The organism is Serratia sp. root2 (assembly GCF_031931805.1).
Lineage (GTDB): Bacteria > Pseudomonadota > Gammaproteobacteria > Enterobacterales > Enterobacteriaceae > Serratia > Serratia inhibens.
Genome location: NZ_JAUJXB010000001.1, coordinates 2,206,437 through 2,229,445, shown reverse-complemented (window position 1 = coordinate 2,229,445; position 23,009 = coordinate 2,206,437). Strand labels below are relative to the sequence as shown.

Sequence of the window (23,009 nt, the reverse complement as noted above, 5' to 3'; positions counted from 1 at the left end):
ACTCTACATGGCCTTAAGAATTGCCCTGAGCGGTTTTATTGCGTTGATCGTCGCCATGGGGATTGGGCGCTTCGCCTTTACCCCGCAGGTACCGCTGATGATTGCCGAACACCAGTTTACCCTGACCGGGGCCGGGCTGGTGGCAGCGATCAACTACCTGGGGTATCTGTGCGGTGCTTACGACGCCATGCGCGCCAGCCGCCACGTTGAGCGCCGGCTGTGGCTGGGCGTGTGGGGCGCAGTGGTCTTGACGCTGCTTTCCGCCGTGGTGCAGGGCGAATGGTGGCATGGTGCGGTGCGTTTTGTCATCGGCTGGGCCAGCGGCTGGTCGATGGTATTGGTAGCGGCCTGGACCAACGAGCGACTGGCGCATTATGGCCGGCCGGCGTTGAGCGCGGCGGTATTCGCTGGCCCGGGCGCCGGAATTTTTATCAGCGGCATGATGGCGGTGGGCATTCATGGCCTGGCGCTGACGGCGTCGCAGGCCTGGATGGTGTATGGCGTGTTGGCGCTGGTGCTGATTGGCGCCATCAGCATTAACCTGCCGCGTGCCGGTGAGCTGCATCGCCCTAACGTGGCGGCGGAGCCGCTGCAACTGACCCCGGCGTTGAAACGCCTGGTATGGAGCTACAGCTTGGCGGGCTTCGGCTATATTTTGCCGGCGACCTTTCTGTCGCAAATGGCGGCGGCGCGCTTTCCCGGTAGCCTGTTCGCTCAATTCGTTTGGCCGATCTTCGGCGGTGCGGCGGTATTGGGGATCGTTCTCGGCATTCTGACCCGCCACCGGCTGACCACTCAGTCACGTCTGGCTATTACCCTGTGGGTGCAGGCGCTGGGGGTATTGTGCGCGGAAGTGGTACCGGGTGTGGCCGGGTTGGCGCTGGGGGCGTTACTTACCGGCGGCGGTTTTCTCAGCGTGGTGCAGCTTTCCATCCAGCATGGCCGGGAGTTGGCGCCCAACCATGCACGTTATATGGCGGGATTGTTGACCACCGGTTATGCGCTGGGGCAACTGGTTGGCCCTACGCTGTCGGCGCTGTCGACGGCATTGACCCACAGGCTGGAACCGGCGCTGTATGTGGCGGTTGCGGCTTTGATCGTGGCCGGTCTGCTGGTGGTGAATACGCCGGCGCGCGAATTGGCGCGAAAACCGACACCGCCGTGATTAAATTCCGTACAAAAAACGCGGGATACCCGCAGCCGGCCTGATTGTGCTAAATGCGAATATTTCACCTGCGGTTGAAACACAATCACTGGATAATCCCCTCACTCTCATCTAGAGTGGGGGCAAAATCTTGACCGGGTTCACGTTATCAACTACGGAAACTTCTGCCGTCAGGAGAGTATGCAATTCACCTATCTGCCCGGTAAAGCCGTCTGATGGGTGAGTTCAAGTCCGTTGGAGAGAATAAATGACATCATTAAGTAAAGAAGCTGCCCTGGTTCACGCAGCGCTCGAAGAGCGTGGTCTGGAAACCCCGTTGCGCGGTGAAGTGCTGGATCGCGAAACGCGCAAACGTCGTATTAAAGAGCACATGACGGAAATCATGCAGCTGCTTAATCTCGACCTGTCTGACGACAGCCTGGCTGAAACCCCGCACCGCATTGCCAAAATGTATGTCGATGAGATTTTCTCCGGCCTGGACTACGCCAACTTCCCAAAAATCACCGTCATCGAAAACAAGATGAAGGTAGATGAAATGGTGACGGTGCGCGATATCACTCTGACCAGCACTTGCGAGCATCACTTCGTGACCATCGACGGCAAAGCGACCGTGGCCTACATTCCGAAAGATGCGGTCATAGGTTTGTCGAAAATCAACCGTATCGTGCAGTTCTTCTCCCAGCGCCCCCAGGTGCAGGAGCGTTTGACTCAGCAGATCCTGGTGGCATTGCAAACCTTGCTCGGCACCAATAACGTGGCGGTATCGATCGATGCGGTCCATTATTGTGTGAAGGCACGCGGCATCCGTGACGCGACCAGCGCCACCACCACCACCTCTCTGGGCGGGCTGTTCAAGTCCAGCCAGAATACGCGCCAGGAGTTTTTGCGCGCGGTACGTCATCACCAGGGGTGATGGTGGGCCATTTCTACCCGAGATAATTGGAGCTGCATCAAGGCGGCAAGGTCGCTTATCCCGATGAGCTTACTCAGGTAAGTGATTCGGGTAAGTGCACGCAGTCAACACAGAGGCAGCTTCAAGTATGACGGGGATAACAGGCGCCTGCGGGCGCCTTTTTAATGACCGGCATACAGCGGTAAAATAATGAACACTAGCTCCACGGCCCCCTTGCCACGCATCGCCACGCTGGACTGCGTACGGGGTATCGCCATTCTCGGCATTCTTCTGCTGAATATCAGCGCCTTTGGCCTGCCAAAGGCGGCCTACCTTAATCCTGCCTATCTGGGGCTGCCGACTATTCGCGATGCCTGGACCTGGGCGCTGCTGGATATTTTCGCGCAGGCCAAGTTTCTGGCGATGTTTGCCCTGTTATTCGGCGCAGGCCTGCAGATGCTGCTGCGCCGCGGCAAAGGCTGGATACGTGCGCGGCTGTCGTGGTTGGTGCTGTTTGGCCTGGGGCATGCCATTTTTCTCTGGGACGGCGATATCCTGCTGGCTTACGGCTTAATCGGCCTGGTGTGCTGGCGGATGATCCGCGACGCGAAGGACACTTACCAACTGCTGAAAACCGGCGTGGTGCTGTACCTGATTGGCGTTGGGGTACTGCTGCTGCTGGGATTCGTTTCGCACGGTGAGCCGGGCGGTTTCTGGCAACCGGGCGTAGCTGAGTTGCAGTATGAGAAGTTCTGGAAATTACAGGGGGGCATGGAGGCATGGCGCAGCCGTGTTGACCTGCTGTCTTCCAGCCTGCTGGCGATTGGTGCCCAATACGGCTGGGAGTTGGCGGGATTGATGCTGTTTGGCGCGGGGTTGATGCGCAGCGGCTGGCTGCGCGGTACTTATTCTCCGGGCTACTATCGGCGGCAGGCGGCCTGGCTGATACCGCTTTCATTGCTGATCCAACTGCCGGCGGTGGCCTTGCAGTGGCATCTGCACTGGGATTACCGCTGGAGCGGCTTTTTATTGCAAGCGCCGCGTGAACTGGGCGCACCCTTGCAGGCGATGGGTTATCTGGCGCTGTGTTACGGTTTCTGGCCGACGCTATCGCGCCTGCGTATCGGCCATTGGCTGACTCAGGTCGGGCGTATGGCACTGAGCAATTACCTGCTGCAAACGCTGATCTGCACCACGTTGTTCTATCGCTTTGGCTTGTATCAGCAGTTTGACCGCCTGCAACTGTTGGCGTTTGTGCCGCTGGTCTGGCTGGCTAACCTGTTGTTTTCCACCCTGTGGTTGAGTTATTTCCCGCAGGGGCCGGTAGAGTGGCTTTGGCGAAAATTGACCCACCTGGCCGCCGGCCAGGCAGAACCCAAGACGCTGAACTGAGATCTGGCGCAGGCAGGTTAAAAAAATGTATGTAAACGTTTTCTTTCCTGTGACGTAATTCACGCAGAGGAGGATGACAAACGGGGTAGGATAGCGCCACTGTCAATGACCCCGACCTCAGGATCTTTCATGGCCTCTGTTCATCCAATCACCATTCGCGACGTGGCGAAACGTGCGGGCGTGTCCGTGGCGACCGTCTCCCGCGTGCTGAACAACAGCGCCCTGACCAGCAAACAGACGCGTGAAGGGGTGCTGCAGGCGGTAGCGGAACTGGGCTACCGGCCCAATGCCAACGCGCAGGCTTTGGCCACCCAGAGCAGCGATACCCTCGGCGTGGTGGTGATGGACGTTTCCGATCCCTTCTTTGGCGCGCTGGTGAAAGCGGTAGACACCGTGGCGCAGAAAAACCACAAATACCTGCTGATAGGCAACAGTTACCACCAGGCGGAAAAAGAGCGCCATGCCATTGAGGTATTAATTCGCCAACGATGCAATGCCTTGATTGTTCATGCAAAAGCTTTGTGTGACGCCGAATTGATCGCTTTTCTCGAGCAGGTGCCGGGCATGGTGCTGATTAACCGAATCATCGCCGGCTATGAACACCGCTGCGTCGGCCTGGATAACGTCAGCGGCGCAGAGATGGCGATACGCCTGCTGCTGTCGCAGGGCCATCAGCGTATTGGTTACCTGGGCTCCAATCACCCGATTGAAGACGGACCGCTACGTCAGCAGGGCTATGAGCAGGCGATGAGCGCGGCGGGGCTGGCGACGCCGGACAGTTGGCGCGCTTACGGTTCGCCGGATCTGCAGGGCGGGGAGGCCGCGATGGTCGAGCTGCTTGGCCGCAACCTGCACCTGAGCGCGGTATTCGCCTATAATGACGCCATGGCCGCCGGCGCCATGGCGGTGCTGAAAGAAAACGGTATCACAGTGCCGCAAAATTTCTCGATCGTGGGGTTCGATGATATCCCCATCGCACGCTATACCAGCCCCAAACTGACCACGGTTCGCTATCCCATTGTTACCATGGCGACTCTCGCCACCGAATTGGCTCTGCGGGGCGCGGCTGACGGGCTGGAGCCCCAGGCCTGTCACCTGTTTATGCCCACCCTCGTACGTCGCCATTCTGATGCGCCCTGGCAAAGTGAGGCGGCGGTCACTCTCTGAAGATTTAATCTTGTGTAACCGTTTTCAATCTGTGAGAAAATTCACAGATTATTAACATCGCCCCGTCTATGCTCTAGGCGTTTTCCGGCGCAAAGGCACTTGCCGCTGCCGTTTTGATCTCGCGCTGACACAGCACTTTTCAGGAATAACATGATTCACGGATGACAGGGAACCTGCCAGACCCGGTCGTGCACCCACCGCCGGTTACCTTTGGCTCAATACCGAGTACGACCTACATAAACCGGAGACAGACAATGAATAAGAAGGTTTTCACCCTGGCCGCGACGGCCGCAGCCATGATGTTTGGTGCCGCAGCTCATGCAGATACCCGTATTGGCGTCACCATTTATAAATACGACGACAACTTTATGTCAGTAGTGCGCAAGGCGATCGAGAAAGACGCCAAGGCCTCTCCAGATGTCACTCTGTTGATGAATGACTCGCAGAACGATCAGTCCAAGCAAAATGACCAGATCGACGTGCTGATCGCCAAAGGCGTAAAAGCGCTGGCGATTAACCTGGTTGACCCTGCGGCGGCCCCGGTAGTTATCGATAAGGCGCGCGCAAACGATATCCCAATCGTGTTTTACAACAAAGAGCCTTCCCGCAAAGCGCTGGACAGCTACGACAAAGCTTTTTATGTGGGGACCGACTCCAAGGAGTCCGGCGTGATCCAGGGCCAGCTGATCGCCAAGCACTGGAAAGCCAACCCGAATTGGGATCTGAACAAAGACGGTCAGATTCAGTATGTATTGCTGAAAGGCGAACCGGGCCACCCGGATGCCGAAGCGCGCACCACTTATGTGGTGAAGACGCTGAACGAAGGCGGTCTTAAAACTCAGCAACTGCAGATGGACACCGCCATGTGGGATACCGCTCAGGCGAAAGACAAAATGGACGCCTGGTTGTCCGGCCCGAATGCCAACAAAATTGAAGTGGTTATCGCCAACAACGATGCCATGGCGATGGGCGCGGTAGAAGCGCTGAAGGCGCACAACAAATCCAGCATTCCGGTATTCGGCGTGGATGCATTGCCGGAAGCTCTGGCGATGGTCAAATCCGGTGCGATGGCGGGGACGGTGCTGAACGATGCCGACAACCAGGCTAAAGCCACCTTCCAATTGGCGAAAAACCTGGCTGCGGGCAAACCTGCTGCCGACGGCACCCAATATAAAATCGAAAATAAAGTGGTGCGCATTCCTTACGTTGGCGTAGATAAAGACAATTTGTCTCAGTTTGTTAAGTAAGTGCTGAGCTAACCCGTAATGACCCCGCCTGGGGTGCGTTCAGCGCCAACACCAGGAAAGCCGCAGGCGGGGGAATTTTTTATTAAAATGACAGCCTATACCTGCGGATTTCACCTTGCAGCCAACCACGCTGCGGTTTGAAAGCCGATGGGTACAATACTAGCCAGGTGTATTTATGGCCGACAGCCCACGCGAATTCCTCCTGGAAATGACCGATATCAGCAAGTCATTCCCCGGCGTCAAGGCATTGGATAACGTTAACCTGCGCGTTCGTCCGCACTCCATTCATGCGTTAATGGGGGAGAACGGCGCCGGGAAATCGACATTGTTAAAATGCCTGTTCGGCATTTATAAAAAAGATGCCGGCAGCATTGTTTTTCAGGGACGGGAAATTGATTTCAAAAGCTCAAAAGAGGCGCTGGAACATGGCGTTTCAATGGTGCATCAGGAGTTAAACCTGGTTCTGCAACGCACCGTAATGGACAACATGTGGCTGGGGCGTTACCCGACCAAAGGCATGTTTGTCGATCAAGACAAGATGTTGAAGGATACCCAGGCGATATTCGACGAGCTGGATATTGATATCAACCCACGGGATAAAGTGGGTACGCTATCGGTATCGCAAATGCAGATGATCGAAATCGCCAAAGCGTTTTCCTATGACGCCAAGATTGTCATTATGGATGAGCCGACCTCATCACTGACGGAAAAAGAGGTGAACCATCTGTTCACCATTATCCGTAAGCTGAAAGAGCGTGGCTGCGGCATTGTCTATATCTCGCACAAAATGGAAGAGATTTTCCAGCTGTGTGATGAAATCACCATCCTGCGCGACGGCCAGTGGATCGCCACCCAGCCGCTGGAAGGGCTGGATATGGACAAAATCATCTCGATGATGGTGGGGCGTTCGCTCAGTCAGCGCTTCCCCGACAGGCAGAATACGCCGGGAGAGGTGATTCTGGAGGTGAAGAACCTGACGTCATTGCGCCAGCCTTCCATTCGCGATGTTTCTTTCGATCTTCATAAAGGTGAAATCCTTGGCATTGCCGGGCTGGTGGGCGCCAAGCGCACGGACATCGTGGAAACCCTGTTCGGTATCCGTGAGAAAGTGGCGGGCACCATCAAGCTGCATGGCAAGGCCATCAACAATCACAGCGCCAATGAAGCGATAAACCACGGTTTTGCACTGGTAACGGAAGAGCGCCGCTCTACCGGGATTTATGCCTATCTGGACGTGGGCTTCAACTCGCTGATATCCAATATCCGCAACTATAAAAATAAAATCGGTCTGCTGGACAACGCCCGGATGAAAAGCGACACCCAATGGGTGATCGACGCCATGCGGGTCAAAACGCCGGGTCATCACACCCATATCGGTTCGCTGTCCGGCGGCAACCAGCAGAAGGTGATTATCGGTCGCTGGCTGTTAACCCAACCGGAAATATTAATGCTGGATGAACCGACGCGCGGCATTGACGTCGGCGCCAAATTCGAAATTTATCAGCTGATGACGGAATTGGCGAAGAAGGGCAAGGGGATCATTATTGTCTCGTCCGAAATGCCGGAGCTTTTGGGAATTACCGACAGAATACTGGTGATGAGTAATGGTCAGGTTGCGGGCATCGTTAACACCAAACAGACCTCGCAAAATGAAATTTTACGTCTCGCATCCCTGCACCTTTAAGGATCAGAATTATGAACGCGCTGAATAAAAAAACTTTGTTCACCTATTTTAAAGAAGGTGGCATTTACGTGGTATTGCTGGTGCTGCTGGCAATTATTATTATCCAGGACCCGACGTTCCTCAGTTTAATGAACCTGAGCAACATCCTGACTCAGTCATCGGTGCGTATTATTATTGCACTGGGCGTGGCCGGGTTGATCGTCACGCAGGGTACAGACCTGTCCGCCGGGCGTCAGGTTGGCCTGGCGGCGGTGGTAGCGGCAACGCTTCTGCAGTCGATGGACAACGTCAATAAGGTGTTTCCGCATATGGAAACCTGGTCGATCCCGCTGGTTATCCTGCTGGTGTGCGCCGTTGGTGCGGTGATCGGTCTGGTGAACGGTCTGATCATTGCCTACCTCAATGTGACGCCGTTTATTACCACCCTGGGTACCATGATCATCGTCTACGGCATCAACTCGCTGTATTACGATTCTGTGGGTGCTTCGCCGGTAGCGGGGTTCGATCCGAAGTTCTCGACCTTTGCCCAGGGATTCCTGCGCTTTGGCGACTTTAAACTGTCGTACATTACCTTCTACGCCATTATCGCGATTATTTTTGTCTGGATCCTGTGGAATAAAACCCGCTTCGGCAAAAATATCTTCGCCATCGGCGGCAACCCGGAAGCGGCAAAGGTGTCCGGCGTGAACGTGCCGTTGAACCTGATCATGATCTATGCGCTGTCCGGCGTGTTCTACGCCTTCGGCGGCCTGTTGGAAGCCGGCCGTATCGGCAGCGCCACCAACAACCTCGGCTTTATGTATGAACTGGATGCCATCGCCGCCTGTGTGGTGGGCGGGGTATCCTTTGCCGGTGGGGTGGGAACGGTGTTGGGGGTGGTGACCGGGGTGATCATCTTTACCGTCATCAACTACGGGCTGACCTACATTGGCGTTAACCCTTACTGGCAGTACATCATCAAGGGCGGCATCATTATCTTCGCGGTGGCGCTGGATTCACTAAAGTACGCCAAGAAGAAATAATCTTATACCCGTCGTCTTTCAAGCCGCAGCGTTGTTACCTGCACTCAGTTACGTGGCCCATCCGTGGGCCACGCCCCTAAAGGGGCCGCTGCAAGCAGCGTTCAAATCTGCTCCCGGCAGATTTGTCACCCCAGTTACTTGACTTTAGTAAGCGCCTGGGGATGAGCGAGCTGGTCGCCTAGCTGCAACTCGAAAGCCATAGGGTATAAAATATGGAAAAAACGGTCGGCAAATGCCGACCGTTTTTATTTTCACCGTTGCAACCAAGGCTATTTGGCCTTTTGTTTTTCCGCTGCCAGCTTGTGTTCCAGCTCAACCAATTGCTCCGGCGACACCGCCGGATAACCCTGGGCATCCTCCGGCACCGCGTGCATGGAGGAGATGGGGATCAGCGGGCCGAGGAAGCGTGGTTCGCGTTTGAGTATGTACAGATCGGTCAATGCGCCAAGGCGGGCGAATATCTCGCGAGCACGCACCGTCATCATGTCTTTCGGCGACGGCACAGCGTAGCACTGGGCCTGGATCCCCATATGCAGGGCAATAAACAGCGCGCGCTCGCAGTGGAAACGCTGGGTGATAATGATGAAGTCATTGGTGTCGAACACCTTACGGGTGCGCACTATGGAGTCCAGAGTACGGAACCCGGCGTAATCCAGCACGATATCGCTGGGTGCCACACCTGCGGCGATAAGATCGCGGCGCATGGTCATGGGCTCATTATAGCTTTGCTGGGCATTGTCTCCGCTGAGCAGCAGATATTTCACTTTGCCGCTGTTATAAGCGTTAATCGCTCCCTGAATGCGGTAACGGTAATATTGGTTGATGACGCCGGTACGGTAATATTTGGCGGTGCCAAGCACCACACCGACCTGGCGATGGGGCAGACCCTGGAGTTCGTCGTAGACGTAAGGGGCGGTTTTCCAACTGATCCAGCGATCGAGCGCGAGCGCCGAGAGCATCAACACCGTAATGATGATGAACAGGCTGATTATCAGGCGTTTCCACATGTTATTGCCTTACGCGCAGGGGGTGAAAAAGAGGGTTCAAGGCTACTTTACCTGACTGGTTGAAGCAAGCTGTCCGCCGTCTGATGTACGCATTGAGCCGCATTTTTAGGCGGTTTTGACAATAAAAAAGGCCCGGCGTACCGGACCTTGTGCTTTACCTGCGCAAATCAGAACGAGGTGCGCTTGTAGCTGCGGTACTGTGGCCGCCAGAAGTTATGCTCAATGGCCTTCGACAGCGCTTCTTCAGAGGTGACTACCGCCATTCCCTGCAGTTGCGCCGCTTTGCCCACTTCCATTGCGATGCACTTGGATACGCCCTGAATATCGTCGATATTCGGCAACAGCGCGCCATGTCCGTCGGTCGCCAGCGGCGAACAATCTGCCAGCGCACGGCTGGCGGCCATCAGCATGGCGTCGGTCACGCGGGTAGCACCGGAGGCCAGCACGCCTAAACCAATCCCCGGGAAGATATAGGAGTTGTTGCATTGGGCGATAGGGAACAGCTGGTCTTTATAGCTCACCGGCGCGAAGGGGCTGCCGGTCGCGACCAGCGCTGCACCGTCGGTCCAGTTGATGATGTCTTCCGGGCGGGCTTCCACGCGCGAGGTCGGGTTGGACAGCGGCATGACGATCGGGCGCGGACAATGCTGATGCATCTCGCGGATCAGCTCTTCGGTAAACAGGCCCGGCTGGCCGGAAACGCCGATCAAAATGCTTGGTTTGGCGTTACGCACTACGTCCAGCAGAGAGATAGCGTCGCTGGACGTCTGCCATGAAGCCAGGTTTTCGCTCTTTTGCACCAGCTTGCTCTGGAAATCGAGCAGGTTAGGCAGTTTGTCGGTCAGCAGGCCGAAACGATCGACCATGAAGACCTGGGCGCGGGCTTCGTCTTCGCTCAGTCCTTCGGATTTCATCTGCGCGATAATCTGCTCCGCAATGCCGCAGCCGGCTGAACCGGCGCCAAGGAAGGTCACGGTTTGGTCGCGCAGCTGGCTACCGGCGGCGCGGCTGGCGGCGATCAGGCTGCCAAGGGTGACCGCCGCGGTGCCCTGAATATCGTCGTTGAAGCAGCAAATCTCATCGCGATAGCGGTTCAACAGCGGAGTGGCGTTGTTCTGTGCGAAGTCTTCGAATTGCAGCAGCACGTTTGGCCAGCGGCGTTTTACTGCCTGAATGAACTCTTCGACAAAGGCGTGGTATTCATCACCGGAGATGCGCGGGTGGCGCCAACCCATGTATAGAGGATCGTTGAGGCGCTGCGGGTTGTTGGTGCCAACGTCCAGCACTACCGGCAGGGTATAGGCCGGGCTGATGCCGCCGCAGGCGGTATACAGTGAAAGCTTGCCGATAGGAATGCCCATGCCGCCGATGCCCTGATCGCCCAGGCCGAGAATGCGTTCACCGTCGGTGACCACGATCACTTTAACGTTTTGTTTGGTGGCGTTTTGCAGCATGTCGTCGATGCGATCGCGGTTTGGGTAGGAGATAAACAGCCCGCGTGCGCGGCGGTAGATATCGGAGAAGTGCTCGCAGGCTTCACCGACCGTCGGGGTGTAGATGATGGGCATCATCTCGCTCAGATGCGCATCCAGCAGGCGGTAGAACAGGGTTTCGTTGGTATCCTGGATATTGCGCAGATAGATGTGTTTGTCGTTATCGTTCTTGAAATCCTGGTACTGACGATAGGCGCGCTCAACCTGTTCTTCGATGGTTTCCACCGCTTCAGGCAGTAAACCGTGCAGGTTGAAATGGCTGCGCTCATCCTCGGTAAAGGCGCTGCCTTTGTTCAGCAGCGGAAATTCCAGCAGAATCGGGCCGGCGTAAGGGATGTAGAGGGGGCGTTTGCTTTCGTATTCAAGTTCCATTGTTTTGCTCTTCAACGTATCGGATAACTTTTATGATGCCGATCCTAAAAGATCGGGAAAATATGTACAGCAATTGTTATCGGATCATGAGGTAAATTGGCGTAATTATCGACGATCACGTCCTAATTTAACTAAAGAAAGTGTTTTAAGACGTGAATGCCATTGTAATCGGCTTACGGGGCTGTTAACAGCGGCGCCGGGCGGCACCGCCGTGATCGGGATCAGAAAGTGACGCGGCTGACGTTTTGGCAACCCAGCGCTTCCAGCGTGGCGCGGGTGGCGTCCCACTGGGTGAGGATCGCGGTTTGTGGCTCAGCCAGCACCGCGCGGCGGATTTTCTGGCAGTCGCGTCCGGAGACGTTCAGCAGAATCAACGCAGCTTGCAGCGGCGGCAGGCTCGGGTTAAAGGCGGCGTTCTCCGCATAGCGCCCGGCGTAAATCGTGCCGTCTTCGGCCTCCAGCGCGACGCCGCTGTGGGCATTGCTGTAGGGCGCATGGCTCTGGTTAGCGGCGGCCAGCGCGGCTTTATCCAGTTCGTCAGACAGCGTCAGTTGGTAGCCCTGATCGACCCGGTCCATCAGCAGTGTGGCGATATCCAGGTCTTTCGGGCCGAACGAATCCGGCAGATAGTCGCCAAGCGTTGCCGGCTCACGGCCGGGCAGGCGAATTTGCAGGCCGGCACCGCTGTTCAGTTCGTTCATAAACTGACGGCAGTGGCCGCAAGGCGTGTAGTTTACGGTGATGGAGACCAGGCCAGGTTCACCGCGCAGCCAGGCGTGGGTCACGGCACACTGTTCTGCATGAATGGTTTGTTGCATCGGGGCGCCGCTGAACTCCATATTGGCGCCAAAATACAGATTGCCGCTTTGCCCGCGGGCAATGGCACCGACGTGGAAATGGGAGATCGGCGTTAACGAGCAGGCCGCCGCCAAAGGCAGCAGGGCAAATGCCAGAGCATCATCATCCAGCCCGCAGCGCTGCTTGATCGCGTCTACCTGCTCTGCCTTGAACATGGCCGGGAAATCAGGCGCATCAAAATAAGGCAGCAGGACGGATTGCAATGTCGCGGACAGTTCGCCGAAAGCGGTGTGAAAACGCGGGTGCATAGAAACTCTCTCTACAGGTTAACGGGATAACATTTTAGGCAGCCTCGCGGTAATAAAGTGTGATTCAAGTCTCTTTATTGGTGAAATCAATGCAATGAAAATGATAAATGCGGGATGTATCGCAAGTTTCCAGCCCGTTAACCGAATAAATGCAGCAGCACCGGGAAGACAAAGGGTGCCAGCAGCGAAGTAATAATTCCGCAAATCACCAGCGCCAGCGAGCTGAAAGCGCCTTCCTGATAGTCCATTTCCGCACAGCGTGCCGTGCCTATCGCGTGCGAAGCGGTGCCCATCGCCAGGCCACGCGCAGAACGGGTGGTGATTTTCAGCAGTCTGAACAGCGAATGGCCGAATACCGAGCCGAAGATGCCGGCGAAAATAACGCAGACGGCGCTGATAGCGGGGATGCCGCCAAGCGATTCCGCTACCGCCATGGCGATCGGCGTAGTGACGGATTTCGGCATGATCGACGCAGCAATTTCCGGCGTTGCGCCCATCCACAGCGCGATGGCGCCACCGCTGATCATCGCCGTCATGCTGCCGATAAAGCACACTGCGATAATCGACTTCCAGCGGGCGCGGATCTGATGTAACTGCTCATACAGCGGGAAGGCCAGTGCCACCACTGCCGGTTGCAGCAAGTCGTTGAGGATCTTGCTGCCCTGAAAATAGCGTTCATAGGGAACGCCGGTCAGCAGCAGCAGGGGAATGATCACCGCCATGGAAACCAGCAGCGGGTTCAGCAGCGGCATTTTCAGTCGCTGAGCCAGCCAGCGAGCCGCAAAGTAGACCAGCAGCGTCAACGGCAATGACCACCAGATTTCATGGATCATTTTTTACCCTCCGCAGGATCGTCACTGCCGATGATTTTACGTTCACGGTGAAAGTAATGAGAGGTGCAGGCGACGACAATCAGCACCATCAGGGTGCTGATAACGCAGGAAACCACCAGCGGGCTGAGATGTTCGATGATTTGGTCGTAATAGTTCATCACGCCGACGCCAATCGGCACGAACAGCAGCACCATATAGCGGATCAGCAGATGACAGCCGGGCTTGACCCACTTCGCCGGCAAAATTTGGCTGGAGAGCAGGGCAAACAGGATTAGCATGCCGATAATGCTACCGGGAATGGCGATCGGCAGTAGCGCCGTGATGGCATTGCCGGCAAACAAGCAGAGGTAGATAAGGACGATTGCCCTCAGGTATTTCCAGCACAGTGTAAGCACGTTGGCCATCACCTTTTCCCGTTTAACTGATATATTCATCATACAATTAAACTGTGACCTGCGCCACAAACCACACCATGAATTCTCTCTATGGCATCCATGCCTGTTGGGCTGGTTGACAGCACCGGCGAAAGATCGCGAGCGGCCTTATTCCACGTAGGTGGCGATAGAGTTCGGTTGCTGTTTCTGCGCCAGCCGGTGGCCGAGGAAAAAGAATAGCAGGCTCAATAACGCGGCGGCAATCAACATCAGAAACATCAATGGCGGTGCGGCATAGCTGAGGATAAACCCGCAGAGCACCGGGTTGATGGCACCCCCCAACGCGCTGAGGTTTTGCACGCCGTAGTAGCTGCCCTTCAGATGCGCTGGTGCGATAAAGTCGATAAACATATATTCCACCGGGATGACGATAATCTCCCCCAGCGTGAATATCGCCATGGCCACGGCCCACAGCCAGACGGATTGCCCCGCCATCATGAAACCGACCAGCCCGACAATGAAAAACAGTGTGCCCAGCGCCAGCCAGCGCAGCATGTTTTCCTGACGCATGCCCCGGCTCAGCAGATACTGCAACGCGATGACGATACAGGCATTGACGATCATCACCACGCCAATGATTTTGTACGCGAATTCGGCGTTCGAGACGATAATCAGGTATTGCGACAGATAACCGGTGAACTGGCCGAAAACGACTGCACCCAGCGTACTGCCGAGAGTAAAGTAAATCAGCCGACGATCGCCGCGCAGGATGGCCAGCGTCTGACGAAAATCAGGTAATGTGGTCGGCGCGGATTCGGCGGCTGCAGGTTGCCTTGGGTGCAACTGCCCACGCAGACGAACACTCAGTGTCGCCACCGTCAATAAGGCCAGCCCACCGGAGAGGTAGAACGGCAGCAGCGGGTTCAGCCCGGCCACCATAACACCCAGCGATGACCCCACAGCCCAGCCGACATTCACCAGCGTGTAGTTGAGCGAAAAGGCTTTTATACGCTGTGTGACCGGCAGCCAGTCGGCAAAGCACGCTTTAATGGTGATGCCCAGCACCGAATAGGCTGTATGCAGGATCGCCAGTACCACAACGATGCCTCCTGGGCGCGGGATCCACGGGATGGCGAAAAAGCTCAGGGCGAACAGTAAAATGGAAAGCAGGATCAATGTGTTTTTGTTGAACTTGTCCACCAGATAGCCGCCATACAGGCTAGCGAAAATACCGATCGCCAGGCTGATACCCAGAATAATGCCGACGCTTTTCGGCAACAGGTGGAAATGCCCGGTGAGGTAAATGGTAATGAACGGCAGCGTGACGCCGCGGCCAATGGTCAACACCAGCGAGCTGGCCAGCAAGGCGATGATAAGTGGGGGGAATCCCTTCATGTCAGACCTGTTTATGCATACAGTTATTTTGCGATATTGATAACATAGCGCATTTTGGCCAACAGGAAAGGCGTTGTGTGAAAAAAGAGGTTATATCTGTTGTCACCGTTAAGGGATGGGAGCGAATTTTTTCAGGAGCCTGATGAGGGTTTTTCGGAGGAACGAAGGGCATTTGCGGCGAGAAAATGACGGCAAATAAAAAGGGCCAAGCTGCTGCTTGGCCCTCATGGCAGTAAAACGGAAGTTACTTCACCTGCATTCCCGGCTGGGCGCCGCTGTCAGGGCTGAGCAGGAAGATCTCTTTGCCCCCAGGGCCCGCGGCCATCACCATGCCTTCGGAGATGCCGAAACGCATTTTGCGCGGCGCAAGGTTGGCGACCATGATGGTCAGGCGGCCTTCGAGCGCTTTAGGGTCCGGGTAGGCGGAACGGATACCGGAGAAAATCTGACGAGACTCACCGCCCAGATCCAACTGCAGTTTCAGCAGTTTGTCAGAGCCTTCGACAAAGTCGGCGCTCTTGATCAATGCGATGCGCATATCAACCTTGGCGAAGTCGTCAAAGGTGATGGTTTCCTGAATCGGATCTTCAGCCAGCGGGCCGGTGACCACTTTAGCCGCCGCCATGTCTTCTTTTGAAGCACTGACCATTTCATTCACCTTGTCCAGATCGATACGGTTGAACAGGGCTTTGAACGTATTAACCTGATGGCCCAACAGCGGCTGCTGGATCGCATCCCAGGTCAGTTCGCAGTTAAGGAAGGCTTCGGTACGTTCCGTCAGCGATGGCAGCACCGGCTTGAGGTAGGTCATCAGCACGCGGAACAGGTTGATGCCCATCGAGCAGATTGCCTGCAACTCGGCATCGCGGCCTTCTTGTTTTGCTACGACCCATGGCGCCTGCTCATCCACATAACGGTTGGCCAGATCGGCCAGCGCCATGATTTCGCGGATTGCACGGCCGGACTCACGGCTGGCGTAGGCATCGGCGATGCTTTGCGCTGCATCAACGAACGTTTGGTACAGCGCCGGATCGGCCAGGTTATCGGCCAGTTGGCCGCCAAAACGCTTGCTGATAAAGCCGGCGTTGCGCGAAGCCAGGTTAACCACCTTGTTCACGATATCTGCGTTCACGCGTTGCACGAAATCTTCCAGATTCAGGTCGATATCGTCAATGCGCGAGGACAGCTTGGCGGCATAGTAGTAACGCAGGCAGTCGGCATCCAGATGCTGCAGGTAGGTGCCGGCCTTGATAAAGGTGCCGCGGGATTTGGACATTTTGGCGCCGTTTACCGTCACATAGCCGTGTACGAACAGATTGGTCGGTTTGCGGAAGTTACTGCCTTCCAGCATCGCCGGCCAGAACAGGCTGTGGAAATAAACGATGTCTTTGCCGATGAAGTGATACAGCTCGGTACTGGAGTCTTTGCGCCAGAACTCGTCGAAGTCCAGATCGCCGCGTTTGTCGCACAGATTTTTGAAGGAGCCCATGTAACCGATTGGCGCATCCAGCCAGACATAGAAATATTTGCCCGGCGCGTCCGGGATCTCAAAGCCGAAGTAGGGCGCGTCGCGGGAAATATCCCACTGTTGCAGACCCGACTCAAACCACTCCTGCATCTTGTTCGCTACCTGCTCTTGCAGCGCGCCGGAACGGGTCCAGGCCTGCAGCATTTCGCTGAACGAAGGCAGATCGAAGAAGAAGTGCTCGGAATCACGCAAGATCGGCGTGGCGCCGGAAACAACGGATTTAGGATCGATCAGCTCGGTCGGGCTGTAGGTCGCACCGCACACTTCGCAGTTGTCGCCGTATTGATCCGGCGATTTGCATTTCGGACAGGTGCCTTTCACGAAACGGTCAGGCAGGAACATGCCTTTTTCCGGATCGTACAACTGGGAAATAGTCCGGTTCTTGATAAAGCCGTTTTCTTTCAGGCGGCCGTATATCAGGCTCGAGAGTTCACGGTTTTCATCGCTATGGGTGGAATGATAGTTATCGTAGCTGATGCCAAAACCGGCGAAATCCTGTTGGTGCTCTTGGCTCATTTCCGCAATCATTTCTTCCGGCTGGATGCCCAACTGCTGAGCTTTCAGCATGATCGGCGTGCCGTGCGCGTCGTCCGCACAGATGAAATGAACCTCGTGGCCGCGCATTCGTTGGTAACGAACCCAGATATCTGCCTGGATGTGCTCGAGCATGTGGCCGAGATGGATGGAACCATTTGCGTACGGTAGCGCGCACGTCACCAATAATTTTTTCGCGACTTGAGCCATAGTGAGAACTTGCTTTCTGTAATGAATAAAAAGGGTCTTCGATGTTACCCGATCGCGCTCTCTACGGCTAGGGCGGTTTCTTTCCACAGACACACGCCAGCGGACCTGCAGTTCTGATATGCTTAGCGGGAAGCTATCCATTCAAAATCAAGGAGCCGGGATGAGCGCAAAATCCCCCGAGCAGACCAACCCCGAAATTCTGCGAGCCCTGGTGACCGGTGTACTGGCCGCCTTTGAACACCCGACGTTAAAAAACAATCTGACCGCGCTGAAGGCAATTCACCATTGCACGCTGTTGGATCATGTATTGCACATTGAATTGGTCATGCCGTTTGCCTGGCAGAGTGCCTTTGAGGTGCTGAAAGACCGCGTAAGTGCAGAACTGCTGCGCGTTACCGGCGCAGAGGCGATCGACTGGAAGTTGAAGCATGACATCGCGACGCTGAAACGCGCCAACGATCAGGCCGGCATCAAGGGCGTGCGCAACATCATCGCCATCAGTTCCGGCAAAGGCGGCGTGGGGAAATCCACTACCGCCGTCAACCTGGCATTGGCGCTGGCAGCTGAGGGCGCGAAGGTCGGCATCCTGGACGCCGACATCTATGGCCCGTCGATCCCCAATATGTTGGGCACCGAACATGAGCGGCCAACCTCGCCGGATGGCCAGCATATGGCACCGATCCTGGCGCATGGCCTGGCGACCAATTCTATCGGTTATCTGGTGACCGACGACAACGCCATGGTGTGGCGTGGCCCGATGGCCAGCAAGGCGTTGATGCAACTGCTGCAGGACACGCTGTGGCCGGATCTGGACTATCTGGTGCTGGATATGCCGCCGGGCACCGGTGATATCCAACTGACGCTGTCACAGAACATTCCGGTTACCGGCGCGCTGGTGGTTACCACGCCGCAGGATATCGCCTTGCTGGACGCGGCAAAAGGCATTGTGATGTTCGAAAAAGTTCATGTGCCGGTGCTGGGCATTGTGGAAAACATGAGCGTGCATATTTGCAGCAACTGCGGTCATCATGAGCCGATTTTCGGCACTGGCGGGGCAGAGAAGTTGGTGAAGAAGTACAACAGCCGCTTGCTGGGGCAACTGCCGTTGCATATCTCGCTGCGTGAAGATTTGGATCGCGGCGCGCCGACGGTAATCAGTCGCCCGGACAGCGAATTCGCTGAACTGTATCGCCAGCTTGCCGGCCGTGTCGCGGCGCAAATGTATTGGCAGGGCGAGGCCATTCCGACGGAAATTTCTTTCCGCGCGCTGTGATCTTGATAGGTTAAAAAGCAAAACCCCGGCACAGGTCCGGGGTTTTTGTTTATGGCGTGTCTTTCAGACGGTGCAGATCGGCACGGGTATAGGGGTGATCGATATGTGCCAAGGTCGTGGCTATACGCTCCAGCAAACCCTGGGTGGGAGCCGGTTGCCGATGCCCCATCAGAAGGATCGGTAATGCCAGCGCGCCGGCGATTTGCCACCAGGAAAGTTGCGGACGTGCCTTGCTAAGCTGTAACCACAAAAACAGGCTACTGGCCAGATAGCCTAACGCCAGGCCGCTAATGACTTCCGAAGGCGAATGTACCTGAATGGCCAACCGTGACAGACCAATCGTCAGTGGCAATACGTAGCCAACGACCAATGCCAGAGTGCGCCCCGCATGCGAGAAACGCCCGGTCAGCGTCCAGAGAAATACCGGCCAGATGCTGGCCGCCAACGCCGAGTGTCCGCTAAATCCAGTAAAGTCATAGCGTTCGATACCTATGCCCCAACCCATAAAGGCCAGTTTGGATACGCATACAATGCCACCGGCACAGCCGAAGATCAGTGCCCATTGCCAGCCCGCTGTTCGGGTGGCGCGCGGAGCGATTAACGCGACAAAAAGAATCAACGCGCAGGGCAGCAGTAGCATGCTGTCGCCAAAAAATGTCAGAAAATACCAGTCCAGCACGTCAGTCTCCGGTGAAATACATCATCCCATCAGCAGGATAATGAACAAGCTACGGAGTTTACCCTGCCGCATCGGATTGCCCTAGACGCAATAATCTTAAAAACCTGGAGCCGTTTCTGGCGAAATAACCGGAGATAGCGGCCCTGCGACGACAATATAGAGTGGCGCAATGCCCGCTAACTCCCTATAATTGTCGCGTTTTAGTTCCCTCCCTCACACTTCGAAATCAGGTCTTTAAATTTTATGACTGACAAGCCGCATCAGTGCGTCATTATTGGTATAGCTGGCGCATCTGCCTCCGGAAAAAGCCTTATTGCCAGCACGTTATATCGCGAACTTCGCGATCAGGTTGGCGATGAACACATCGGCGTTATTCCTGAAGACAGTTACTACAAAGACCAGACGCACCTGACCATGGAAGAACGGGTCAAGACTAACTACGACCACCCAAGCGCCATGGATCACAACCTGCTGTTCCAGCATCTGCAAATGCTGAAATCAGGTAAGGCGATAGAGTTGCCGCTGTACAGTTACACCGAACATACGCGTAAGAAAGAGACTATCCACCTTGAACCGAAAAAGGTGATTATTCTGGAGGGGATCCTGCTGCTGACGGATATCCGCCTGCGTCAGGAAATGAATTTTTCAATCTTTGTCGATACGCCGCTGGATATTTGCCTGATGCGTCGCATGAAGCGTGACGTCAATGAGCGTGGCCGTTCTATGGATTCGGTAATGGCGCAATATCAGAAAACCGTCCGCCCGATGTTCCTGCAGTTTATTGAACCTTCCAAGCAATATGCCGACATTATCGTTCCGCGCGGCGGCAAAAACCGCATTGCGATCGACATTCTGAAAGCCAAAATCAGCCAATTCTTTGAATAATGTCGTTCAATGGCCGGGAAACCTGTGTTTCCGGCCGACGGGCAAGTATTTACGCCGTGGCGTAGACCTTTCGTCCGTTGTGTGGCAATTTTTGTTTTAGTGACATGCCCTGATGGAGATGAAGAAATGAGACTGTGCGACCGTGATATAGAAGCCTGGCTGGATAGTGAAAAACTGGTGATTTCGCCGCGTCCGCCTATTGAGCGTATTAACGGGGCTACAGTGGATGTCCGTTTAGGCAATCAGTTTCGCGTGTTTCGCGGCCATACCGCCGCGTTTATCGATCTCAGCGGGCCAAAAGACGAAGTCAGCGCTGCGCTGGACCGTGTGATGAGTGACGAGATCGTGCTGCCGGAAGGGGAAGCCTTCTTCTTGCACCCGGGCGAACTGGCGTTGGCGGTGACGCTTGAGTCGGTTACGTTGCCCAGCGATCTGGTGGGCTGGCTTGACGGGCGCTCTTCATTGGCGCGCCTTGGTCTGATGGTTCACGTTACCGCACACCGTATCGATCCCGGCTGGCAGGGCCGAATCGTTCTGGAGTTCTATAATTCAGGCAAGTTGCCGCTGGCGTTGCGTCCGGGCATGTTGATCGGTGCGCTGAGCTTTGAACCGCTTTCCGGACCGGCGGCACGTCCTTACAACAGCCGGCAGGATGCAAAGTACCGCGATCAGCAGGGCGCAGTGGCCAGTCGAATCGACAAGGACTAGCAGCGCCGGAAACACTGTCGGTGTGGCGTTGACAAGAGGATGGCATGAGAAGATTACTGACGACTTTGGTGATTTTGCTGGTTGTTCTGGTGGCGGGAATGTCCGCGCTGGTGCTGTTGGTTAATCCGAACGATTTTCGCGCTTATATGGTGACGAAGGTCGAACAAAAGAGCGGTTATCATCTGACGCTGGATGGCGATCTGCGCTGGCATATCTGGCCGCAGTTGAGCATTCTGGCCGGGCGCATGACGTTGACGGCACCCGGTGCCAAAGTACCGGTAGTGAGTGCGGATAATATGCGTCTCGATGTCAAACTGTTGCCGCTGTTGTCGCATCAACTGTTTGTGAAACAGGTGATGCTGAAAAATGCCGTCATCCGCCTGACACCCGACAGCGAAGAACAAAATCAGCCAAACGCGCCTATTGCCCCTGCTGGCGCCTCCGAAGAGACCGTAGATACCCCGTGGAAATTTGATATCGATAATCTGCGGGTGGTGGACAGCCTGCTGATTTGGCAGCGCGCCAATAATGAACAGATTAACGTTCGCGATATTAATCTCACCTTGCAGCAAAATGCCAAACGTCAGGCGCAAATGGAACTTTCCAGCCGGGTGAACCGTGATCAACGCGATCTGACCTTCAGCATGGCGGCAGATATCGATCTGCAGCAATACCCGCGGCGCATCGCGGCCACGGTCACTCAGTTCAATTATCGACTGGAAGGCGCAGATATTCTGGGCGGCGGCATCAAAGGCGATGGCAGCGCCCAGGTGGTGTATCAACAAACGCCGCAGCAAATTGCCCTGAGCCAGTTGCTCCTGAGCGCCAATGACAGCCAGTTCTCTGGCGGCGGCAGCGTCAGATTCGGCGAGGTGCCGGTTTATACATTGAATCTGGCATCGACCGCACTGAGTTTGGACGCGCTTTCCGGCTGGCAATCCAGCGCGGCCACGCAACAAGCAATGAGTATGACTGCGGCGCCGGTGATAGCCAACCAGGCGGAGGATCCGCAACAAAATCTGGACGTGCTGCGAGATTTTACTGCGCAGCTCAATTTGAACGTTGACCAACTGACCTATCGTGGCATGAACATCGCCCATTTGGCACTGCAAGCTGATAATCAGCAGGGCCTGTTGACGGTGCATACGCTCTCCGGCCAATTGGCTGGGGGGGATTTTGCGTTACCGGGCTCGTTGGATGCACGCGGCGCCAGGCCGGTGATCTCTGTGCAACCTGTGCTGAAACAGGTTGAGCTGGGTACCGTACTGAAGGCGTTCGAAATGCCGCAGGTCTTGACCGGCAAATTCAGCATGCAAGGGGATTTAACGGGCGATCGCCTGACTTCGCAGTCGTTTGAACATCGGTGGAAGGGAACCGCGCAGTTAGCGATGCAGGACGCGCAACTGCACGGCCTGAATATTCAGCAGTTGATTCAGCAAGCGGTAGCGCGCAACGACAGCAGTGTGCGCGGGCAGGATAATTATCAGCGCTTTACCGAAGTGAAACAGCTTTCGGCTAAAGCCAGCCTGAGCGGGGGGGCGGTGAACATCAGCGAACTGAGTGCGGATTCCCCGTTGTTGAATCTGAGCGGTGGCGGCACGGTGAATATGCCGGGGAAACAGTGCGATATGGCGCTTAACGTGCGGGTGATCGGTGGCTGGCAAGGGCGCGGCGAACTGATCGAGCAATTACAGAAAACGCCAATTCCGCTGCGGGTCTATGGCCCTTGGCAACAGCTTAACTACCAATTGCAGGTCGATCAGGTTTTGCGTAAGACGCTGCAAAACCGGGCGAAGGACGCACTGAACAAATGGGCCGAGAAGAACAAAGAGTCCCGAGAAGGTCAGGATCTTAAAAAGTTGTTGGATAAGCTTTAACCCCAGTCAGATGCGGGCCGGTCAGCGGCCCGCACATTTTTATCTCCGCAGAGTATTTGCCTTTCCCAATTATTTCCTCTCGTAATTTTGATAGAAATCATGACGCCTTCTGCTGCGTTTGTGCAGAGTATCGCCCAGTTATGCGATTTCTGGGCTTCAGCACGGT

Annotated in this window: 19 protein-coding genes; 11 read left to right on the top strand and 8 right to left on the bottom strand. The window is 55.6% G+C overall.

Features of this window, described 5'->3' with window-relative positions:
- The first annotated feature begins 7 nt into the window (after positions 1-7).
- From QZQ97_RS10180 to mglC, 7 genes are all read left to right on the top strand, one after another.
- Entirely contained in the window at positions 8-1,165 is a 1,158-nt protein-coding gene (locus QZQ97_RS10180; protein WP_311993330.1) for a YbfB/YjiJ family MFS transporter, read from the top strand.
- Between the two features lie 247 nt (positions 1,166-1,412).
- Positions 1,413-2,078 carry a GTP cyclohydrolase I FolE gene (gene folE, locus QZQ97_RS10175; protein WP_004942347.1) on the top strand — a complete coding sequence of 222 codons (666 nt, stop codon included), beginning with the start codon at positions 1,413-1,415 and terminating at the stop codon, positions 2,076-2,078.
- 189 nt (positions 2,079-2,267) lie between these two features.
- Entirely contained in the window at positions 2,268-3,449 is a 1,182-nt protein-coding gene (gene yeiB / locus QZQ97_RS10170; RefSeq protein ID WP_311993329.1) for a DUF418 domain-containing protein YeiB, read from the top strand.
- 129 nt (positions 3,450-3,578) lie between these two features.
- The gene (gene galS / locus QZQ97_RS10165) at positions 3,579-4,616 is read left to right on the top strand and encodes an HTH-type transcriptional regulator GalS (protein WP_311993328.1); all 1,038 of its coding nucleotides are present in this window, start codon (positions 3,579-3,581) and stop codon (positions 4,614-4,616) included.
- Between the two features lie 254 nt (positions 4,617-4,870).
- Positions 4,871-5,863, top strand: coding sequence for a galactose/glucose ABC transporter substrate-binding protein MglB (mglB, locus tag QZQ97_RS10160; protein WP_006322185.1), 993 nt, complete (start codon positions 4,871-4,873; stop codon positions 5,861-5,863).
- A 175-nt stretch (positions 5,864-6,038) separates the two neighbouring features.
- On the top strand, positions 6,039-7,547 hold the full coding sequence (mglA, locus tag QZQ97_RS10155) for a galactose/methyl galactoside ABC transporter ATP-binding protein MglA (RefSeq protein ID WP_006322187.1): 1,509 nt from the start codon (positions 6,039-6,041) through the stop codon (positions 7,545-7,547).
- Positions 7,548-7,558: 11 nt separating this feature from the next.
- Positions 7,559-8,569 (top strand): galactose/methyl galactoside ABC transporter permease MglC, encoded by a 1,011-nt coding sequence (mglC, locus tag QZQ97_RS10150; protein ID WP_006322189.1) that lies wholly within the window; start codon positions 7,559-7,561, stop codon positions 8,567-8,569.
- 269 nt (positions 8,570-8,838) lie between these two features.
- Here the strand turns inward: mglC and sanA are convergent, their stop codons facing one another.
- The 7 genes from sanA to metG form a co-directional block, all read right to left on the bottom strand.
- Positions 8,839-9,576 carry an outer membrane permeability protein SanA gene (gene sanA, locus QZQ97_RS10145; RefSeq protein WP_311993327.1) on the bottom strand — a complete coding sequence of 246 codons (738 nt, stop codon included), beginning with the start codon at positions 9,574-9,576 and terminating at the stop codon, positions 8,839-8,841.
- Between the two features lie 167 nt (positions 9,577-9,743).
- The gene (locus QZQ97_RS10140; RefSeq protein WP_311993326.1) at positions 9,744-11,441 is read right to left on the bottom strand and encodes an NAD-dependent malic enzyme; all 1,698 of its coding nucleotides are present in this window, start codon (positions 11,439-11,441) and stop codon (positions 9,744-9,746) included.
- A gap of 221 nt (positions 11,442-11,662) precedes the next feature.
- Entirely contained in the window at positions 11,663-12,547 is an 885-nt protein-coding gene (gene cdd, locus QZQ97_RS10135) for a cytidine deaminase (protein ID WP_311993325.1), read from the bottom strand.
- Positions 12,548-12,684: 137 nt separating this feature from the next.
- The gene (locus QZQ97_RS10130) at positions 12,685-13,380 is read right to left on the bottom strand and encodes a CidB/LrgB family autolysis modulator (protein WP_311993324.1); all 696 of its coding nucleotides are present in this window, start codon (positions 13,378-13,380) and stop codon (positions 12,685-12,687) included.
- The gene (locus QZQ97_RS10125) at positions 13,377-13,784 is read right to left on the bottom strand and encodes a CidA/LrgA family protein (RefSeq protein ID WP_197912850.1); all 408 of its coding nucleotides are present in this window, start codon (positions 13,782-13,784) and stop codon (positions 13,377-13,379) included. The genes QZQ97_RS10130 and QZQ97_RS10125 overlap by 4 nt, the downstream gene beginning before the upstream one ends.
- Before the next feature lie 138 nt (positions 13,785-13,922).
- Positions 13,923-15,149 (bottom strand): MFS transporter, encoded by a 1,227-nt coding sequence (locus tag QZQ97_RS10120; protein WP_311993323.1) that lies wholly within the window; start codon positions 15,147-15,149, stop codon positions 13,923-13,925.
- Positions 15,150-15,393: 244 nt separating this feature from the next.
- Complete coding sequence (gene metG, locus QZQ97_RS10115; protein ID WP_311993322.1) at positions 15,394-17,421, bottom strand: methionine--tRNA ligase; 2,028 nt, start codon at positions 17,419-17,421, stop codon at positions 15,394-15,396.
- Positions 17,422-17,581: 160 nt separating this feature from the next.
- Between metG and apbC the strand changes: the two genes are divergently transcribed.
- Positions 17,582-18,694 (top strand): iron-sulfur cluster carrier protein ApbC, encoded by a 1,113-nt coding sequence (apbC, locus tag QZQ97_RS10110; RefSeq protein ID WP_311993321.1) that lies wholly within the window; start codon positions 17,582-17,584, stop codon positions 18,692-18,694.
- A 49-nt stretch (positions 18,695-18,743) separates the two neighbouring features.
- Here the strand turns inward: apbC and QZQ97_RS10105 are convergent, their stop codons facing one another.
- On the bottom strand, positions 18,744-19,373 hold the full coding sequence (locus tag QZQ97_RS10105) for a phosphatase PAP2 family protein (protein ID WP_311993320.1): 630 nt from the start codon (positions 19,371-19,373) through the stop codon (positions 18,744-18,746).
- A 243-nt stretch (positions 19,374-19,616) separates the two neighbouring features.
- On the opposite strand from QZQ97_RS10105, the gene udk reads away from it, so the two are divergent.
- The 3 genes from udk (at position 19,617) to asmA (ending at position 22,843) form a co-directional block, all read left to right on the top strand.
- Entirely contained in the window at positions 19,617-20,258 is a 642-nt protein-coding gene (gene udk / locus QZQ97_RS10100; protein ID WP_004942376.1) for a uridine kinase, read from the top strand.
- Positions 20,259-20,384: 126 nt separating this feature from the next.
- Positions 20,385-20,966, top strand: a complete 582-nt coding sequence (gene dcd, locus QZQ97_RS10095; protein ID WP_004942378.1) for a dCTP deaminase — start codon at positions 20,385-20,387, stop codon at positions 20,964-20,966.
- A 44-nt stretch (positions 20,967-21,010) separates the two neighbouring features.
- Positions 21,011-22,843, top strand: coding sequence for an outer membrane assembly protein AsmA (gene asmA, locus QZQ97_RS10090; protein ID WP_311993319.1), 1,833 nt, complete (start codon positions 21,011-21,013; stop codon positions 22,841-22,843).
- The last annotated feature ends 166 nt before the right edge of the window (positions 22,844-23,009 follow it).

Bases quoted from the DNA above. Each gene is read 5' to 3' on its own strand.
- QZQ97_RS10180 (WP_311993330.1), top strand. From the start codon at position 8: ATGGCCTTAAGAATTGCCCTGAGCGGTTTTATTGCGTTGATCGTCGCC.
- folE (WP_004942347.1), top strand. From the start codon at position 1,413: ATGACATCATTAAGTAAAGAAGCTGCCCTGGTTCACGCAGCGCTCGAA.
- yeiB (WP_311993329.1), top strand. From the start codon at position 2,268: ATGAACACTAGCTCCACGGCCCCCTTGCCACGCATCGCCACGCTGGAC.
- galS (WP_311993328.1), top strand. From the start codon at position 3,579: ATGGCCTCTGTTCATCCAATCACCATTCGCGACGTGGCGAAACGTGCG.
- mglB (WP_006322185.1), top strand. From the start codon at position 4,871: ATGAATAAGAAGGTTTTCACCCTGGCCGCGACGGCCGCAGCCATGATG.
- mglA (WP_006322187.1), top strand. From the start codon at position 6,039: ATGGCCGACAGCCCACGCGAATTCCTCCTGGAAATGACCGATATCAGC.
- mglC (WP_006322189.1), top strand. From the start codon at position 7,559: ATGAACGCGCTGAATAAAAAAACTTTGTTCACCTATTTTAAAGAAGGT.
- sanA (WP_311993327.1), bottom strand. From the start codon at position 9,576: ATGTGGAAACGCCTGATAATCAGCCTGTTCATCATCATTACGGTGTTG.
- QZQ97_RS10140 (WP_311993326.1), bottom strand. From the start codon at position 11,441: ATGGAACTTGAATACGAAAGCAAACGCCCCCTCTACATCCCTTACGCC.
- cdd (WP_311993325.1), bottom strand. From the start codon at position 12,547: ATGCACCCGCGTTTTCACACCGCTTTCGGCGAACTGTCCGCGACATTG.
- QZQ97_RS10130 (WP_311993324.1), bottom strand. From the start codon at position 13,380: ATGATCCATGAAATCTGGTGGTCATTGCCGTTGACGCTGCTGGTCTAC.
- QZQ97_RS10125 (WP_197912850.1), bottom strand. From the start codon at position 13,784: ATGGCCAACGTGCTTACACTGTGCTGGAAATACCTGAGGGCAATCGTC.
- QZQ97_RS10120 (WP_311993323.1), bottom strand. From the start codon at position 15,149: ATGAAGGGATTCCCCCCACTTATCATCGCCTTGCTGGCCAGCTCGCTG.
- metG (WP_311993322.1), bottom strand. From the start codon at position 17,421: ATGGCTCAAGTCGCGAAAAAATTATTGGTGACGTGCGCGCTACCGTAC.
- apbC (WP_311993321.1), top strand. From the start codon at position 17,582: ATGAGCGCAAAATCCCCCGAGCAGACCAACCCCGAAATTCTGCGAGCC.
- udk (WP_004942376.1), top strand. From the start codon at position 19,617: ATGACTGACAAGCCGCATCAGTGCGTCATTATTGGTATAGCTGGCGCA.
- dcd (WP_004942378.1), top strand. From the start codon at position 20,385: ATGAGACTGTGCGACCGTGATATAGAAGCCTGGCTGGATAGTGAAAAA.
- asmA (WP_311993319.1), top strand. From the start codon at position 21,011: ATGAGAAGATTACTGACGACTTTGGTGATTTTGCTGGTTGTTCTGGTG.